This window comes from Acidovorax sp. Leaf78 (assembly GCF_001422735.1).
Taxonomy (GTDB): Bacteria; Pseudomonadota; Gammaproteobacteria; order Burkholderiales; family Burkholderiaceae_C; genus Acidovorax.
In genome coordinates this window covers 121,443-136,744 of record NZ_LMLZ01000004.1, presented here as the reverse complement: position 1 = coordinate 136,744, position 15,302 = coordinate 121,443, and the positions used below count along the sequence as shown (strand labels likewise).

Here is a 15,302-nt window from a genome sequence, read left to right as displayed (position 1 = left end):
GCTATTAAATTGTGAGTATTCTAACGACTCGGCATGGGCCCCGGCCGCGGATTCGGTCAGCGGCGGTCCGACAGCGCATGCGCGATGGTGCCCAGGTCCACGTACTCCAGCTCGCTGCCCACCGGCACACCGCGCGCCAGCCGTGTCACGTGCACGCCGCGGCTCTTGAGCGTCTCGCTGATCACATGCGCCGTGGCTTCGCCCTCGGCGTTGAAATTGGTGGCCAGGATCACCTCCTGCACCCCCTCCTCGGCCGCGCGCTGCAGCAGCTTGTGCAGGCCGATCTCCTTCGGCCCCACACCATCGAGCGGACTGAGCCGCCCCATGAGCACAAAGTACAGCCCCTTGAACGCACCGGTGCGCTCCATCGCAGCCTGGTCCGCCGGCGTCTCCACCACGCACAGCCGCGACGCATCGCGCGACGGGTCCAGACACGTGCCGCACACCTCGGCCTCGGTGAAGGTGTGGCAGCGCGCACAGTGGTGCACCGACCCCACGGCATGCTGCAGCGCCTGCGACAACACCTGCGCCCCCTCCCGGTCATGCTGCAGCAAATGAAACGCCATGCGCTGCGCAGACTTGATCCCCACCCCCGGCAACCGGCGCAGCGCCTGGATCAAAACGTCGAGGGAATCGGTGGTGGACATGGAGTGGGATGGAAATCTAAAAATGCCGTGGCGTATGGCGACAGAAACAGCTTCGACAGGCTCAGCCCGAACGGTCTGGGGCGCGGGCCCTGGCTTCGACAAGCTCAGCCCGAACGGCTGGGGTGCGGATGCTGGCTTCGACGAGCTCAGCCCGAACGGTGATTTAGTGGGAGAAGGCTTCACCCTAGCAAAGCCGCAACCACGAACCACCCACTAAAAAATTTCTTGCTGAATCCGGTATTCAAACGCCGCCGTCAAGGGCGTAGCGAGCTGCTAGGCGGACGGAGCGCAGGAACCGGAACGTACTTGAAGTACGTGAGGATTCCGAGCACCGCCCAACGACGCAGATCGCCCGCTCGGTAGCCATCCTCAGAACGGGAATTTCATGCCGCCGGGGAGGCCTGGCATCCCCTGCGTCAGCTTGCCCATCTTCTCCTGCGAAGTCTCCTCCGCCTTGCGCACCGCCGCGTTGAACGCTGCCGCCACCAGGTCTTCCAGCATGTCCTTGTCTTCGGCCAGCAGGCTGGGGTCGATGGTGATGCGCTTGACGTCGTGCTTGCAGGTCATCACGACCTTCACCAGGCCGGCGCCGGATTCGCCCTCCACCTCGACGAACGCCAGCTCGTCCTGGGCCTTCTTGAGGTTGTCCTGCATCGCCTGGGCTTGCTTCATCAGGCCGGCGAGTTGTCCTTTGTTGAACATGGTGTGTTTCCTTTGCTTTCTTTCTGGTTGATCGATGCCCCTGAAGGGGCCTGAATTCGGTATCTGAAATGCACAAACAACATTGTGCTTTGCAACGCCGCAAGCCTCAGAAACGGGCGCTCCACAGGCCAGTGCACTCGTGGAACTGGCTCCGCCAGGCCACCGAGTGCGTCCCCCTCCCGCGCAGCGAGAGAGGGGCTGAGGTCCGCGACTCCAAGCCTGCCCGCGCAGGCTTGGACGGTCCCGAAGAGCAGCAGCCTCTGGCGGCTGCCCCGGGGTGCACGGGCGACTCAGGGGGAGCTTCATCCTCTACACCGGCTTGATGCTGCCCGGCACGATTTTCGCGCCGTAGTCGCGCACCAGCGACTGCACATAGGGGTCGTTGGCCACGATGTCCTCGGCGCGGCGCTGGCGCTCGGCCGCGGCCGCGGCGTTGCGGCGCGCGGGGCTGTCGATGACCACACCCACCTCCACGCTGATCTGGCTGGCATGCCCGGCATTCTCCAGCGCAGCGCGCAGGCGCTCGCGGGCCGTGGCCTGGTTGAGCGATTCGCGCTCCACCCGCAGCAGCCAGTGCGCACCGTCGCGCGCCACCAGCTGGGACTGCAGGGCCAGTTCGCGCACCAGGGCGGTGATGGCTTCTGCCGCCACCAGTTGCTGCACGGTGGTGTGCCACACGTCGCCCTCTTCGGTGGGGGTGTAGCGTGAGGACACGGGCACCGGGGCCGAATGGGGTGTGGGCTGCATGCGCGCGCCGGGCTCGGGCGCCACACGCACGGGTATTGCTACGAATTCAGGAGCGCCTTGCGCTGATTCAGCTTGCGGCGGGCGGGCATTGCGCTCAAAACTTTGGGCATCGCGCACAGGCAAGGCCATGGCCGTGCCGGAGGCTGCGGGCGCCACCGCGACCACTGCGCCGCCCGCCTCTTCGTCGGAGCCCGGCCAGGGCGGCGGTTCCGACGATGCATCATCATCAGACATCGCGGCGGCAGGCGCTGCCGGTGGCGCGGAAGGAGACGGCGCGGCGGCCACGGCGGCCGCAGCGGGGGGCTGCACTGCCGGTGGCTGGGGCGCGACGGCAGCGGTTTCTGGTGCCGCAGCAGGCACTGCAGCAGCCACGGGCCGCACGACGGCCGGCGCGGCGTGCGTCACCGCCGGAGCAGGAGCAGCCGCAGCGACCGGTGCAGGTCCTGCGGGGACCTGCACCGGGGCGGTTTCAGCCCGCGTCAGAGTTTTTTTTTCAGCCGATTCGCCGCTGGGCTTGAAAGCCAGGAGGCGCAGCAGCACCATGGTCAACGCGGCGTATTCGTCCGGCGCCAGGCCCAGCTCGCCGCGCCCGTGCAGGCACAGGCTGTACAGCAACTGGGTTTCGTCGGCGGGCAGCACACTGGCCAGGCGGGCCGTTTCCACGGCTTCAGGGTCGTTGGCGTCCACGGCGCTGGCCATCTGCGGCACGGCCTGGAACACCGCCATGCGCTGCAGCACCGCGCTCATTTCTTCCAATGTGGAAGCAGCAGACAAACCGTTGAGGCGCAGCGTATCGGACGTTTCCACCACCGCCCGGCCGTCGGCCTGCGCCAGGGCGTCGATAAGGCGGAACACGTACGAGCGGTCCACCGCGCCCAGCATCTGGCGCACGCCGGCTTCCTGCAGCTGGCCGCTGCCGAAGGCGATGGCCTGGTCGGTGAGCGACAGCGCATCACGCATGGAGCCGCGCGCCGCACGCGCCAGCAGGCGCAGGGACTGGGGTTCGGCGGGCACGTTCTCTTGCGCCAGCACGCGGGTCAGGTGGTCCAGCACGGTCTCGGGCGCCATGGGCCGCAGGTTGAACTGCAGGCAGCGCGACAGCACGGTGACCGGCACTTTTTGCGGGTCGGTCGTGGCCAGCACGAACTTGAGGTATTCGGGCGGCTCTTCCAGCGTCTTGAGCATGGCGTTGAATGCCGTGTTCGTGAGCATGTGCACTTCGTCGATCATGAAGACCTTGAAGCGCCCCGCCACCGGCTTGTACACGGCCTGCTCCAGCAGGCTCTGCACCTCGTCCACGCCGCGGTTGGAGGCGGCGTCCAGTTCGGTGTAGTCCACGAAGCGGCCGCTGTCGATGTCGGTGCACGCCTGGCACACGCCGCAGGGCGTAGCGGTGATGCCGCCATGGCCATCCGTACCCTGGCAGTTGAGCGACTTGGCCAGAATGCGCGACACCGTGGTCTTGCCCACGCCCCGAGTACCGGTGAACAGGTAAGCATGGTGCAGCCGCTGCTGCGTGAGGGCGTTGGTCAACGCCTGCACCACGTGCTCCTGCCCCACCATTTCCGTGAAATTGCGGGGACGGTACTTGCGGGCGAGCACGAGATAGGACATTCGGTCGATTCTACGGGTTGGGCCGGGCGATTCGGCAGTCCCCGGTGATGGGGCACCCGACCACTCGGGCTTGCGCCTGCGGCAAGCCCCACCGACGGGGGCCCGGCCCAAGGGTGGAAGCCTTTTGGGGGCTGGGGCCATGCCCGCCCACCCCAAAGCGGCCCCGCATCCAGCGTACAATCGTGGGTGACGGGCCTCCCCGCATGGTGAAGCGGCCAACCGGGTCAGGTGGGGAACCAAGCAGCCCTAACTGTGGAGTCAGTGCCGGGGGTAAGGCTCGTCAACTTCTTCTTTTGTCTTTGCCTATGCCGCGCTGCACCTCTGCAGGCGGCGCAAAGATCGCCAGAGTGCCGTTGGTGCTGCTCTGGATTTACATCAGTTCCTTCTGACCAAACTCTCTGGCCTTTGCGCGTCGATGCGCACAAGGCACGGCGTAGCGCGTATTGTGCGCAGCGCCGCTGACGCTCAGCCATTGCATACGCCTGCCCCAACACCCCGACACCGCACCCACGGAGCGCCCGAAATGTCGGCGATTTCCCACGCGGCTTTGAGGCGATGGATGCTGAACCCCAAAAAGGCCTCGCTGCACACTTTGTTGCATCGCTTCATCCTTTCTTTTCATGGGTGCCGCCATGCCAAACATCCACACAGCGCAGGTGTCTTCCAACCGACCATTCGCGGCGACAAAAATTCTTGGGTTGTGCAAAGCCCGCTCAACGAATAGTGCCGCCCCGCGCACCGCCGTGACGGTGCGGGCGAGCACGTTGATGACTCCGTGCCTCACCCTGGCGCTCGCAATGCCTGCCTTTGCGGCAGACACCAACACCTTCGGTGACGAAGCCATGCTGGCGTTGCAGACCGAAACCCGCACCGCCGCGTCGCCCACGGCCTACGAAGTCAACAGCTTGTTGCTACCGCAGCTGGGCGATGTCGCGTGGAGCAACGCATCCCAGCGCGCCGCTGGCGCCAGTGGAGCCAGCGCTTTTGCCAACACCACGCAGCACATCGACGTGACGCGCTGGCTTACGCCCGATGCGCCGCGCAGCGTGGGCTTCTCGCTGGGGATGACGTCGGCTGCGCCGTCGGCGAGTGCGCTCTCCTCCAATGCCAGCGCTTTCAACAACAGCAATGGCGCGGTCGCCCCCACCAGCCTGGACCTGGGCGTGCGGTGGCGCTCGCGCCTGGACAGCGGCCGGCACCTGGATGTGTCGGCCTGGGCACAGACGCCGCAGCTGTCGCAGTCGCCCGATGCCATGGGCCTGATCTGGCAACAGCAGCAGCCGGTGTACGGCACCCGTGTGGAGATGCAGTGGGCTTCGTCGCGCACCCGCGGCCTGGTGCCGGAGTTCGGCGCCATCGGGGTGCAGCTGCAGGGCGGTTCGCGCCTGGTGCTGCGGGCGCGCAAGGGCGGGCCCATGCTGTACTACCGCGCGAAATTCTGACCCCCCCTGAGACGCTGCGCGTCTTCCCCCTGAGGGGGACGCCTCCGGTGGACCGGCGGAGCCGGATCCACGGTGGCGCTGGCATTGGCGGAGCGCCAGTTTTGAAGGCCGACCTGTTAAACGCCTTGCGCCAGCCAGCGCAGGGCGCCTTCGGCGGCCACGCGGCCGCTGGCCATGCTGGCGGTGAGCAGGTAGCCGCCGGTGGGGGCTTCCCAGTCGAGCATTTCGCCGGCGCAGAAGACGCCGGGCACGGCCGTGGCCATGAGGTGTGGGTCGAGCGCCTCGAAGGCCACGCCGCCTGCGGTGCTGATGGCTTCGTCCAGCGGGCGCGTGGCGACCACGGTGATGGGCAGGGCCTTGATGGCGTGGGCCAGGGCCACGGCGTCGCTCACGCCGTCCTTGCCCAAGTGTTCGTACAAGATGCCCGCCTTGATGCCGTCCAGCCCCAGGCGGCTTTTGAGGTGGCTGGACAGCGAGCGTGATCCGCGCGGGTGGCGCACTTCGACCAGCACGCGTTCGGGGCTGTGGTCGGGCAGCAGGTCCAGCTGGAAGGTGGCGTGCCCATGGGCCTGCACTTCGTCGCGCAGCAGGTGCGACACGGCGTAGACCAGGCTGCCCTCCACGCCCGTGGCCGTGGCGACGAACTCGCCGCGGCGGCTGAAGGTGCGGCCTTGGCTGTCGGTGAAGTTCAGTTGCACGGTCTTGAAGGGCTGGCCCGCAAAGCGTTCGGCAAAGTGCGGCGTCCAGCCCACGGTGGGGGCGGGTGTGCGGCCGAGCAGCTCCTGCAGAAACTCGCGGCGGGTCTCGCCGGTGGGCGCAGCAGAGCGCATGACGTCGAAGCCGCAGTTGGACGGCCGCAGTGGCTCCACGGCCACGCCCCGATCGGCCAGCAAGGGCACCCAGGCGCCGTCGGACCCCAGGCGCGCCCAGCTGCCGCCGCCCAGGGCCAGCACCACGGCGCGCGCGCGCACGGTGGATTCGGCGGGCTCGGCGCCCACCGATGGAGCAGCAAAACGCAGTGCGCCATCGCCTGCCCAACCCAGCCAGCGGTGGCGCATGTGGAACTGCACGCCCTGCCCCCGCAGGCGCTGCAGCCAGGCCCGCAGCAGCGGGGCGGCCTTCATGTCGGCCGGGAACACGCGGCCCGAGGTGCCGACAAAAGTCTCCACCCCCAGGCCTTGTGCCCAGGCGCGCAGCGCGGGGCCGTCGAAGCCCTGCAGCAGCGGCGCGACCTGGGGCTGGCGCGCCCCGTAGCGTGCGACGAACGCATCGTGCGGCTCTGAATGCGTGAGGTTGAGCCCGCCCTTGCCGGCCAGCAGAAACTTGCGGCCCACGGAGGGCATGGCGTCGAACAGATGCACGCCAACGCCGCCTTGCGCCAGCACTTCGGCCGCCATCAAGCCGGCGGGGCCGCCGCCGATCACGGCGACGTCGCAGTGCAGGTCGGCCACCGGGTCGGGCGAAGAAGGCGTGGTTGTTGTCATGAAGGAAACCTTGTGAAGGGGAGCGTGTGGCGGTAGCGGATAGCGGCGTGCCAGGTTCAGAACAGTGAACGCTGGGGCGAATCGGAGTCGGTGCCCGCGGGCGTAGCGGGCGTGGATGTGGGCGCGGGCGCTGCAGGCGGCGCGGCGGGGGCCGGAGTATGCCTGATGCCCTCGCCGCTCCCCGCGGGGGGGGCGGGATGGGCGGGGCCAGCGGAGGCTGACTGCGCCAACACCGTTGCTGGTGCTGGTGCTGCCTGCGCCAGCACGGCGGCTGTTAGTGCCTCCACGGCAGGCGCGGCAACCCTTGCAACGTCTGCAGTGCCCTCCTGCACGATCACTATCCGCCCATCGCCTGTCAGGAAAGCTGCACGCACAGGCTCGCCCGGCGTCTGGCGCTGCACTGCGTCGCGGTAGCGGCGCAGCTGGGCCATCAATGCGGGCTGGCGCTCGGGCTCGGCGGCGCTTTTGTAGTCGAGAACCCACCAGCCGGCACGCTCGGCCGGTTGCGTGCAGTGCACCAGGCGGTCCAGGCGCAGGCTCTGGCCGCCGTGGCGCAGTGGGGCCTCGTTAATGGCGGTGTCGACGGCATCAGAGTCCCACGCCCAGGCGCCCTCGCCCGCCAGAATGCGCTGGGCGGTCTGCGCGGCCACCCGGGCTGCGGCGGGGGCGATGTCGAAGTCCTGCGCCAGGCGGGCCACGCGCACGGCGGGCCAGCCGTGAGCCCGCAGGTCGGCCAGCGGCGCGCCGGCCACGCCGGACTGCTCCAGCAACTGGTGCATGGCCTCGCCCAGGCGCGATGCAGGGGTGGACGGTGTCGCCACGCCGTGCTCCAGGTCCACCGCGCTGACGGTGGGTGAATCTGCAGCAGCCACTGCGGGGCTGGCGGCGGGCATGCCCAGGTGTTCGGGCACGGGCGGCAGTTCGGCCAGCGTGAAGCGCGCGGGCGATGCGGCGCCCTGTGCAAGCTCTCCAGCGCCCTCCAGGCCTTCGTGCGCACCGCCCGGAGGCTCGCCGCCCCGGGCCATGTCCACATCCTTCATCAGCGGCGTGAGGCGGTTCCACCAGCTGCCCGGCGCCGACACGCTGGGCTGCACCGACGAGATCGCCAGGCAGTGCTTGGCGCGTGTCATGGCCACGTAGAGCATGTTGAGCTCTTCGCGCTGGCGGGCCTGCTGCTCGGTGGCGAGCACGTCCACCGCACTGGGCGGCGGGCTCGATTCGCTGGCCAGAAAGACGAAGCCCGTGGGCGCGGTCTGCTCGCCCGGCCAGTCCACCAGCACGCCCATGGTCTCGGCCTTTTGCGAGCGCGTGTCGGTGTCCAGCAGCAGCACGCAGCGCGCCTCCAGCCCCTTGGCGCCGTGCACGGTCAGCAGGCGGATCGCCTGGGCATCGGCACGGCCCGGCGCGCGCACGCCGCCGCGCTTCATGGCCCGCACAAAGGCATAGGGCGTCAGGTAACGGCCGCCATCGTGCTGCAGCGCGGCCGACAGCAGCGCGCGCAGGTTGGCCTGCACCGCCAGGCGCTGGGTGGCAGGCGCTGCGGCGGCAAAGCGGGCCAGCACATCGCCGTGCTGGTAGATGGCGTGCAGCGCGTCGTGCGGCGGCAGGCTGTCCACCCAGGCTTTGTATTGCATCAAAACAGGCCCTACCGCTTGATGGTCGGGCGCTAGCAGCTCTGTTTTTTGTAGCAGATCGAACCAGCTGGTGCCAGCGTGCTCCGGCTGGCGGCGCAGCAGGGCCAGCGCCACCAGGGCGTCGTCAGGCAGGCTGAACAGCGGCGAGCGCAGCGCCCGCGCGAGCGACAGGTCGTGCCCGGTGGACACCAGCGCGTCCAGCAGCGCCACGATGTCCTGCACCTCGGGCGCGTCGAACAGGTCGGCTTTTTCGGGCTGCACGCACGGCAGGTGCAGGGCGCGCAGGGCGTCCTGCATGGCCGCCAGGCGGTCGCGCTTGCGGGCCAGCACCAGCACTTCGTTCGGCGGCGTTCCCTGCGCGATCTGCGCGGCCACCCAGGCGGCGGCCTGGGTGCATTCGCGCATGCGCTGGGTTTCCTCGGCCTCGTGGCGGGGCTCGGTCAGGCTGTCGCGCCAGGCCATGGGGTCGGCGCCGGGGCCATCGTCGGCATCCGCGGGCAGGATGGCCGGCAAGCGCAGCAAGGTGCCCGAGTCGGTCGACTCGGTAGTGTGGTCGCGAAAGCCCGTGGTCTCGTGCTGCGCCTGCGCCGTGCCCATCACGTGGTTGACGGCGGCGATCACACCGGTGGCATTGCGGCGCGTGTGGTCGCAGCTGAGCAGGTCGCCCGCCAGCCCATTGCGCACAAATGCCTGGGCCGCGATGAACACCTGCGGCTCGGCGCGGCGAAAGCGGTAGATGCTCTGCTTGGGGTCGCCCACGATGAACACGCTGGGCGCCGTGGCGCCGCCGCCCGAGCCCGCGTAGCCCGACAGCCACGCGTGCAGTGCCTGCCACTGCAGCGGGTTGGTGTCCTGGAATTCGTCGACCAGCAGGTGGCGCACGCGGGCGTCCAGCCGCTCCTGCACCCAGCCCGACAGGATGGGGTCGGACAGCATGACCAGCGCGGTGCGCTCCACGTCGTTCATGTCCACCCAGCCGTGCTGGTTCTTCACCGCGGCGAACTCGGCGATCAGCCGCCGCGCCAGGCGCGCCATGCGCTGCTGGTGTTGCCAGGCGGCGTGCTGGCGCCGCGCGACCAGCAGGCGCTGCAACTCGGGCTCGGCCTCTTGGGCGGCCGGAAACTTCTCCAGGTTCTTGGACAGCCGGTCTTCCTTGGCCACGAACATCGCGCGGCGCAGTTGGTCGAGCCGTTGGTTCGTGTCAACACACGCCAGCGCGTCGATGATGGCGTCGGCCGCCTTCTGCGGCGTCTTGTTGGCTTCGGCCCCCAGGGCCTTGGCGCGGGCGAGCCAGCGCTGGTGGCAGGCATCGCCCTGCAGCGCATCGGCCGGGTCGTTACAGCCTGCGAGGTCTGGGTACGCAGCCTGGAACGGCGGCACCGAGGCATCCACCACGCCGACCGCATCGGCCAGGTCGAACTCCACCCGCTTGGACAGCGCAGCCGCCAGGGCCTTGTGCGTTTGCGAGCGGCCGTGCTGGGCCACCACGGCTTCGTAGTCGGCCCGCAGGCCCGGGCTGTCGGCCACGGCCTGCAGGAAGGGGCTCCAGACCTCGCGCACGGCCTCGGCGTCGTCCTCCAGCAGCTCGAAGTGCGCGGGCAGACCTTGCGACTGCAGCAGGGCCAGCGGCGCCGTGCCCAGCAGCGCCGCAAACCAGCTGTGGAAGGTGCGGATCTGCACCGGCCGCCCGCTGGCCAGCATCTGGCGGTATAGATTTTGTAGCGCCTCGCGCTTGTCCAGTGCGCCCTCGGGGCTGATTCCGCGCGCCATCAGCTCGCGGGTCAGGTCGGGCAGCGGGGCATGGGCAAAGGCTTCCAGCCACTCCTGCAGCCGCTGGCGCATCTCGCCCGCGGCCTTCTTGGTGAAGGTGATGGCCAGGATCTCGTGCGGCGCGCAGCCGTCGAGCAGCGCCCGCAGCATGCGGGACACCAGCATCCAGGTCTTGCCCGCGCCCGCGCAGGCCTCCACCGCCACGCTGCGCTGCGGGTCGCAGGCGATGGCGTAAAACGCCTCGCGCGAGACGGGCCGGCCGTTGTGTTCGTAGGCGGCTTGTTCAGTCATTTCCGGAATCCACTTTTCCTGCCGCAATACCAGCCGCCACGTTGCCCCTGACCTGCGATACCGACGCGCCCCCAGCGCGAGATGCCGCGCAAGGGCCGCCCCGCCGCGCTGGCATCGTCCCCCCTCCCGGCGCAGCCGAGAGAGGGGGGAAGGCGCGCAGCGCCTCAGGGGGGTGCCTTCTCGTCATTTCCAGAAATCCTTGCGGCACAGCCCGCGCGCCGCACAGTATTCGCACACCATGCCCTCACCGAGCGCGGGCAAGGGGTCCCCCGCGGCGATGCGCTCGAAGTCGTGCTGTATGCCTTCGACGAGCAGGTCGCGCAGGTGCACCACCTCTTCCTGTTCGTGCATCTGCGTCTCGCCGCGCTCGCCCACGTTCACATAGGCGGCGCGCAGCGTGTCGTGGCTGAGCAGCGCGGCGTAGAACGCGAGCTGGGTGTCCTCGGCGCCGGACTGGATGCGCTTTCGCGTCACGGTGTCGTTCTCGGTCTTGTAGTCGATGACCAACGTGGAAGCATCGCCCTGCGCAGCCACCGCATTGACGGCGTCTACAACATCCACGCGGTCGAGCGTGCCGATCAGCTCCAGGCTGCCCAGCGGCTGCGTGGTGCGCAGCTCGGCCTGGCGAAAGTGGGCGCCGGTCTGCTCGTGCTGGGCCAGCCAGCGCAGGTAGCCGTCGCGCACCTGCGGCCAGCCGGCCGCAAAGGGCAGGAAGTCGCCCGCGCCCAGGCCCTGCTGGCGCGTCACGGCCAGGGAGGCGGCGTCCATGCGGGCCACGCGCTCTGCGGGGCTCTGCACCGGGTCGGCCAGCAGCGCCTCATGAAAGTGCTGCAGCACCGCATGCAGCCAGTTGCCGAAGTCGCGCTTGTCCACGTCGGCGGCCAGTTCATCGGACTCCTGCAAGCCCAGTTGGCGCAGCGCGAAAAAACGGTACGGACAATGCCGCAGGTCGGAATACGCCGTGGACGACAGGCGCAGCACGGGCAGTCGATGCCCCTGGGGCTGGGGCCGCTCGGTGGGGGCTGCGTCCACCGTGCGCTGCGTGCGGCTGTCCACGCCAAACGGTGCCTGGCCATCCAGCTGCAAGGCCAGCACCAGCGGGCTGGCCAGCAGGGGCTCGCCGCCCTCGTCGCCGGTGCGCCACAGCACATCCACGGCGGGGGTCTGCAGCGCGTGTTGCCACGCGGCACGCTGGGCCATCTCTGTCGATGCCCGCGTGGGCAGGCCCCAGGCTTCGCGCTGCGCCTGCGTCCACTCGCCCGGAGGCTCTGGCGCGGCCTGCAGCCGCTTCTCGTCGCAGCCGGGCAGCACCAGCGCGGCAAACGGGCGCGCCAGCAGTTGGGGCATGGGCAGCACCACCACGGGTGCGTCGCCGGTGTGCATGGGCACATAGCGGGCGGCCTCCAGCACTTCATTGGCCCAGCGCGTGAACTCGGCCAGCGTCATGCGGCGGCCTGCGCCCTCGCCCCAGCCGTCGAGCTCTGCCTCTTGCCCGTCTTGCAGGCGCAGGGCCGACAGCACGCGCGCGCCGGCGGCGTCTTCCTCCAGCACGGTCCATTGACCGGTGTCGACCAGCAGTGCACGCAGGGCCTGCAGCCATTCCGGCAAGGTCCGCGCGGCCCGCAGGCTGTCGCGCCAGGTCTGCACCTGGGCCACTGCAGGCGCCACTTCGGGCACGCTGGCCCAGTCGTGCTGTGCCGCATGGCCCCACGATGCCATGGCGGCCTTGCGCAGTGCGCGCTCCAGCCGGGCGAGCAAGGTGGTGTCGACACTGGGCACGTGTTTGAGCCAGTCCAGCACGGCGTCGGACGTCGCATCCCACGCGCAGGCGGTCAGCGCGGCCATCAGGCGCGCCGCGGCCCGGGTGGTGGACAGGGTCCAACCGTTTTCATCGCGCACCGAAACGCCGGCGCTGGCCAGATGCGCCCCGATGCGGCGGGTGAGCGCGCGGTCGTTGGCGGCCAGGGCCACCGGAATGCGCCCCGCGGCCAGGTGCGCCAACACACAGGCGGCGGCGCGCTGGGCTTCGTCTTCGGCGTCCTGCGCCGCGTGCAGCGCAACGTGGCCCCGGCCGACCGCGGGGCTGTCGGCAGACGGGTTCCACAGCGACAGCGACGCTGCCTTGTCGCCCCAATGCGCCTGCAGGGTCTGCGCCAGCGCATCGGGCTGAAAGCCGGGCAGCAGCACCAGCGCGTCGACCGATCTTGCGACGCCGGGCTCGAACAGCACGTCGGTGGCGTGGCGCGAAGCCAGCACCCATTCGAGCGCAATGCGCGCCACCACGGCCTCGAACCGCAGGGCCGAGCCTTCGTCCGCGGGCGGGAGCAGTGCGCGCGCCTGCTCGCCCCAGGCCTCGCGCTGCGACGGCGTCACGGCAGCCACTGCCGGTGCCAGCTGGGCCGCCGCCTCCTGCAGGGGCGTGGCCAGCACATCACGCTGCGCCGACAAACCGGCCTTGTCGAGCAACAGGCGCGCGGTGAGCGTATCGCGCGCCACGTCCCCCGCCAGGTCGTCCCCTTGCGGCACGAAAGCCGCCAGTTGGCGCGCCCAGTTGCGCGTGGTCTCGAACCGGGGCGCAAAGCCATCCGGGTGCGCCATGCCCCAATACCGCTGTGCCCAGGGCATCAGCTGCGCATACGGCACCAGCACCACCGTGCGCGCGGGGTGGGCTGCGCACTGCACTATGTGGTGGGCGACCTGGGCCAGAACACGCCGCCACAAGAGGGTGCACTGATCGGTTTTCGCTATGACAGTCATAGCGTCACAGGGCCCGGCCACACCGGTGTACGTGGGATTGGTTTCTGTCACAATGCCCAGACTTTATACGTACCCCGGTCGCAACCCGCCCAGATACAAGGAATACGCCATGGCCAGCGAACTCATCAAACATCTCTCCGACGCCAGCTTTGACGCCGACGTGCTGCAAGCCGGCACCCCGGTGCTGGTGGACTACTGGGCCGAATGGTGCGGCCCCTGCAAGATGATCGCCCCCATCCTGGACGAAGTGGCCGGCACCTACCAGGGCAAGCTGCAGATCTCCAAGATGAACGTGGACGAGAACCGCGAGATCCCCGCCAAGTACGGCATCCGCGGCATCCCCACCCTGATGCTCTTCAAGGACGGCCAACTGGCCGCCACCAAGGTCGGCGCCATGAGCAAGGCCCAGCTGACCGCCTTCATCGATCAGCAACTGGCCTGATCCTCCCCATGCCCCGCAGACCTGGCAGTCTGGCGGGGCATTCTTTTCTGTGGGCTTGCGCACGGTGGGTAGCGCGGGCAAACGATCAAATCGCAAGCCCCTGAATATCCCGATTTTTTTCCTGTCATAATTCTTTCCGATCACCGGCCTGCACGCATTGGCAGCCGGAACAAGATCCACGGCATGCCAGGCCTGCAAACAGCAGCTTTCCCGGCACCTGCCCTCTCCCCCAAGATTCACACCAGCTCCGCCAAGGAGTCACTCCATGCACTTAAACGAACTCAAGGCACTGCACGTGTCTGAAGTCCTGAAGCAGGCCGAAGAACTCGAAATCGAAAATACCGGCCGGATGCGCAAGCAGGAGCTGATGTTTGCCATCATCAAGAAGCGCGCCAAAGCCGGCGAGCAGGTGTTTGCCGATGGCGTTCTGGAAATCCTGCCCGACGGCTTCGGCTTTCTGCGCAGCCCCGACACCAGCTTCACGGCCAGCACGGACGACATCTACATCTCGCCCAGCCAGGTGCGCCGCTTCAACCTGCACACCGGCGACATGATCGAAGGTGAAGTGCGCACGCCGAAGGACGGCGAGCGCTACTTTGCCCTGACCAAGCTCGACAAGGTCAACGACGGCCCGCCAGAGCAGAACAAGCACAAGGTGATGTTCGAAAACCTGACGCCCCTGTTCCCCAAGGAGCAGATGCGCCTGGAACGGGACTTCAAGGGCGAAGAGAACATCACCGGCCGCATCATCGACATCATCGCGCCCATCGGCCGCGGCCAGCGCGCGCTGATCGTCGCCCCGCCCAAGAGCGGCAAGACGGTGATGATGCAGCACATCGCCCACGCCATCACGGCCAACAACCCCGATGTGCACCTGATGGTGCTGCTGGTGGACGAGCGCCCTGAAGAAGTGACCGAAATGCAGCGCACGGTGAAGGGCGAGATCATCGCCTCCACCTTCGACGAGCCCGCCGCCCGCCACGTGCACGTGGCCGAGATGGTGATCGAGCGCGCCAAGCGCCTGGTCGAGCTCAAGAAGGACGTGGTGATCCTGCTTGACTCCATCACCCGCCTGGCCCGCGCCTACAACAACGTCGTGCCGTCGTCCGGCAAGGTGCTGTCCGGTGGTGTGGACGCCGCCGCGCTGCAGCGCCCCAAGCGCTTCTTCGGCGCGGCGCGCAAGGTCGAGGAAGGTGGCTCGCTCACCATCATCGCCACCGCACTGGTCGACACCGGCAGCCGCATGGACGAAGTGATCTTTGAAGAATTCAAGGGCACCGGCAACTGCGAAATCCACCTGAACCGCCGCCTGTACGAAAAGCGCGTGTTCCCCGCCATCGAGCTCAACAAGAGCGGCACGCGCCGCGAAGAGCTGCTGCTGGCGCCCGAGATTCTGCAAAAGACCCGCATCCTGCGCCAGTTCATGTACAACATGGACGAGATTGAGTCGATGGAGCTCATGATCAAGAACATGAAGGCCACGAAGACCAACGTGGACTTTTTCGACATGATGAGAAGAGGCGGGTAAGCCCCCCTGAGTCGCCTTTGGCGCCTTCCCCGGGAGGGGGACGCCACCCGTGGCCTGGCAGAGCCAGTTCCACGGTGGCACTGGTCTTGGGCCGCGCCGGTTTCCATCGCTATGACGGATGCGCAGCGACGTTGAAAAAGACACATATTTGCCCTGTGCCATAATAGAGGGCTTTTTCTGCGGAAAGTACGCTGGATGTTCCACGGCGCAAAGGTTGCACCGGGTTCAGCACGGCTCCCGCACT

Annotated in this window: 10 protein-coding genes and 1 other RNA gene; 4 read left to right on the top strand and 7 right to left on the bottom strand. The window is 68.4% G+C overall.

Annotated elements, in window-relative coordinates; translation table 11 throughout:
• Positions 1–56: 56 nt before the first annotated feature.
• The 3 genes from recR to dnaX form a co-directional block, all read right to left on the bottom strand.
• Positions 57–647 carry a recombination mediator RecR gene (recR, locus tag ASF16_RS05180; RefSeq protein WP_056163747.1) on the bottom strand — a complete coding sequence of 197 codons (591 nt, stop codon included), beginning with the start codon at positions 645–647 and terminating at the stop codon, positions 57–59.
• Positions 648–1,016: 369 nt separating this feature from the next.
• Positions 1,017–1,349 carry a YbaB/EbfC family nucleoid-associated protein gene (locus ASF16_RS05175; protein ID WP_056163744.1) on the bottom strand — a complete coding sequence of 111 codons (333 nt, stop codon included), beginning with the start codon at positions 1,347–1,349 and terminating at the stop codon, positions 1,017–1,019.
• A 309-nt stretch (positions 1,350–1,658) separates the two neighbouring features.
• Positions 1,659–3,710, bottom strand: coding sequence for a DNA polymerase III subunit gamma/tau (dnaX, locus tag ASF16_RS05170; protein WP_056163741.1), 2,052 nt, complete (start codon positions 3,708–3,710; stop codon positions 1,659–1,661).
• 188 nt (positions 3,711–3,898) lie between these two features.
• Here dnaX and ffs point away from each other — a divergent pair.
• Positions 3,899–3,995, top strand: an RNA gene (gene ffs / locus ASF16_RS25290) — signal recognition particle sRNA small type.
• An 85-nt stretch (positions 3,996–4,080) separates the two neighbouring features.
• Here ffs and ASF16_RS25910 read toward each other — a convergent pair.
• Positions 4,081–4,473: a hypothetical protein gene (locus ASF16_RS25910; RefSeq protein WP_156371939.1), complete on the bottom strand. Its 393-nt coding sequence runs from the start codon at positions 4,471–4,473 to the stop codon at positions 4,081–4,083.
• A 34-nt stretch (positions 4,474–4,507) separates the two neighbouring features.
• On the opposite strand from ASF16_RS25910, the gene ASF16_RS05165 reads away from it, so the two are divergent.
• A complete protein-coding gene (locus tag ASF16_RS05165) occupies positions 4,508–5,152 on the top strand; it encodes a hypothetical protein (RefSeq protein ID WP_235507262.1) in 645 nt (214 codons plus the stop codon).
• Positions 5,153–5,268: 116 nt separating this feature from the next.
• On the opposite strand, the gene ASF16_RS05160 is transcribed toward ASF16_RS05165, so the two are convergent.
• The 3 genes from ASF16_RS05160 to ASF16_RS05150 form a co-directional block, all read right to left on the bottom strand.
• Positions 5,269–6,636 (bottom strand): TIGR03862 family flavoprotein, encoded by a 1,368-nt coding sequence (locus tag ASF16_RS05160; RefSeq protein ID WP_056163737.1) that lies wholly within the window; start codon positions 6,634–6,636, stop codon positions 5,269–5,271.
• 56 nt (positions 6,637–6,692) lie between these two features.
• Positions 6,693–10,331 carry an exodeoxyribonuclease V subunit beta gene (locus ASF16_RS05155; RefSeq protein ID WP_082516751.1) on the bottom strand — a complete coding sequence of 1,213 codons (3,639 nt, stop codon included), beginning with the start codon at positions 10,329–10,331 and terminating at the stop codon, positions 6,693–6,695.
• Between the two features lie 183 nt (positions 10,332–10,514).
• Positions 10,515–13,088: a PD-(D/E)XK nuclease family protein gene (locus ASF16_RS05150; protein ID WP_056163733.1), complete on the bottom strand. Its 2,574-nt coding sequence runs from the start codon at positions 13,086–13,088 to the stop codon at positions 10,515–10,517.
• A gap of 109 nt (positions 13,089–13,197) precedes the next feature.
• Here ASF16_RS05150 and trxA point away from each other — a divergent pair, with 109 nt between their 5' ends.
• Both trxA and rho read left to right on the top strand, forming a co-directional pair.
• Positions 13,198–13,530, top strand: a complete 333-nt coding sequence (gene trxA / locus ASF16_RS05145) for a thioredoxin TrxA (RefSeq protein ID WP_056163731.1) — start codon at positions 13,198–13,200, stop codon at positions 13,528–13,530.
• Between the two features lie 265 nt (positions 13,531–13,795).
• Positions 13,796–15,058 carry a transcription termination factor Rho gene (gene rho, locus ASF16_RS05140; protein ID WP_056163728.1) on the top strand — a complete coding sequence of 421 codons (1,263 nt, stop codon included), beginning with the start codon at positions 13,796–13,798 and terminating at the stop codon, positions 15,056–15,058.
• Positions 15,059–15,302 lie beyond the last annotated feature (244 nt).

Coding starts and splice junctions, on each gene's coding strand:
- ASF16_RS05165 (WP_235507262.1), top strand. CDS start 4,508: ATGCCTGCCTTTGCGGCAGACACCAACACCTTCGGTGACGAAGCCATG.
- trxA (WP_056163731.1), top strand. CDS start 13,198: ATGGCCAGCGAACTCATCAAACATCTCTCCGACGCCAGCTTTGACGCC.
- ASF16_RS05175 (WP_056163744.1), bottom strand. CDS start 1,349: ATGTTCAACAAAGGACAACTCGCCGGCCTGATGAAGCAAGCCCAGGCG.
- rho (WP_056163728.1), top strand. CDS start 13,796: ATGCACTTAAACGAACTCAAGGCACTGCACGTGTCTGAAGTCCTGAAG.
- recR (WP_056163747.1), bottom strand. CDS start 647: ATGTCCACCACCGATTCCCTCGACGTTTTGATCCAGGCGCTGCGCCGG.
- ASF16_RS05150 (WP_056163733.1), bottom strand. CDS start 13,088: ATGACTGTCATAGCGAAAACCGATCAGTGCACCCTCTTGTGGCGGCGT.
- ASF16_RS05155 (WP_082516751.1), bottom strand. CDS start 10,331: ATGACTGAACAAGCCGCCTACGAACACAACGGCCGGCCCGTCTCGCGC.
- dnaX (WP_056163741.1), bottom strand. CDS start 3,710: ATGTCCTATCTCGTGCTCGCCCGCAAGTACCGTCCCCGCAATTTCACG.
- ASF16_RS05160 (WP_056163737.1), bottom strand. CDS start 6,636: ATGACAACAACCACGCCTTCTTCGCCCGACCCGGTGGCCGACCTGCAC.